Origin of the sequence: Thermogutta sp., assembly GCF_014359955.1 — a bacterium.
GTDB lineage: Bacteria > Planctomycetota > Planctomycetia > Pirellulales > Thermoguttaceae > Thermogutta.
On the sequence record NZ_JACIYL010000835.1, the window covers coordinates 1 to 1,853 of the forward strand.

Annotated in this window: 1 protein-coding gene; it reads left to right on the forward strand. The window is 60.8% G+C overall.

Translation table 11 applies throughout. The annotated features are described in order from the left end of the window. Positions 1–370: 370 nt before the first annotated feature. The coding region (locus H5U08_RS17425) for an exo-alpha-sialidase (RefSeq protein ID WP_297036018.1) at positions 371–1,853 on the forward strand (1,483 nt) is incomplete at its 3' end.

Here is a 1,853-nt window from a genome sequence, read left to right on the forward strand (position 1 = left end):
AGTTTTTTCCTGGTCGCTGGAAAAAGGGCGCGGAGCCAGGCACCCGCTTGTGCGCGTATCGTCCGGCACGGCGGGCAGGTCCCTCCGTCCCTCGGAGGGACCTGCTTGTCAGGTCCACCTCGTCAACTTGGGACCGACCGTCCCACGCCATCGGGCATGCCAAGTGTGCCCTACCAGGTTCCAGAGGCACGGCACGGTTGCGAGCCGTCACACAAGCAAGTAGTATGTCCGGGGACAGCGATTCAATACGGGCGGAGATGGATTGGGGTGGTGGAGCCGCTGGGACCACGCTTTCGTCACAGGAATGTGTGCCTCCTGTCTCAGGCGCCTTGCGCTTTGAAGGAATCGATTTTTTCTGGGAGTTGCTTGCATGAGCACAGCATTACAACCGTCCTGGCTGTTTCCTCTGGCAATGGGGCTGGTGTGTGCCGCGGTGGCGGGCAGTCAGCCTGCCAGCGCAGCCGAGGCATCTCCCGATGGTGCGATCGTGCAAAAGGAGTTCATTTTCGAGACCGCCCCATTTCGGAGCTGTCACGCATCGACAATCGTGGAGACGGAAGACGGTCTTTTGGCGGCATGGTTTGGAGGCGATCGGGAAGGCGCCGAAAATGTGGGCATCTGGTTGAGCCGACACGAAGCCGGCCGATGGACGGCGCCGGTCCAGGTGGCCACGGGCGAGCAGGCGGATGGTCGCCGCTACCCGTGCTGGAACCCCGTTCTCTTCCGCCCTCGAGACGGCAAAATCTACCTGTTCTACAAAGTGGGTCCCAGCCCAAGTCGCTGGTGGGGCATGGTCAAAGAGAGCCCCGACAACGGCAAAACATGGCAACCTGCCGTCCGGTTGCCCGACGGGTTTCTTGGGCCGATCAAGAACAAGCCGCTGGAGCTGGAAGACGGTACCTGGATTTGCCCCTCCAGCACGGAAACACCGGAACGACCCAGCCGATGGCGCATTCATTTTGAAATCACCAAAGATCATGGCCAAACCTGGACCAAGGTGAGCCCGCCTGATGGTGCTGAAATTCTCGACGCGATTCAGCCTAGCATCCTGCAGGTTGCACCCAACAGACTGGTCGCCATTGGCAGAACACGGCAGGGGCGTATTTTCTGGACGGCGTCTTACGACGGAGGAAATACGTGGACACCTGTCCAGCGCACTGTCGTCCCCAACCCGAATTCAGGGATCGACGCGGTCACTCTGGCCGACGGACGGCAACTGTTGGTGTACAACCCGACCACTCGGGGGCGTTCACCCTTGAGCGTCGCGCTCTCCCAGGATGGTGTTGACTGGCGGCAGGTCCTGACGCTCGAAGACGAGCCTGGGGAGTTCAGCTACCCGGCGGTCATTCAAACGCGCGATGGGCTGGTCCATATCACGTACACCTGGAGGCGCGAGAGGATCCGCCATGTGGTGCTGGATCCCGGGAAGCTTTCTGTGGTGGAACGGCAGCCTACGGGAAGGCCACAGGCTCAATCGGTGACGCCATCTGCTCGCCCCAATGTGATTATCGTGCTGACGGACGACCAGGGCTTCGGCGATCTTTCCTGCCATGGGAACCCTATCCTGTTCACTCCCAATATCGATCGCCTGGCCCGGGAAGGCGTCCGCCTGACAGATTTTCACGTTTCCCCGGTTTGCACGCCAACCCGCGGCCAACTCATGACCGGTCTGGATGCCCTCCGAAATGGTGCGCGGAGCGTTCCCGCGGCCACGAATATGATCTGGCGGGAAATCCCCACGATGGCCGAACTGTTCCGAAAATACGGCTACCGAACCGGACAGTTCGGCAAATGGCATCTGGGAGACCATTATCCCGACCGGCCCTTTGATCGCGGCTTCGAGAAGGCCATCT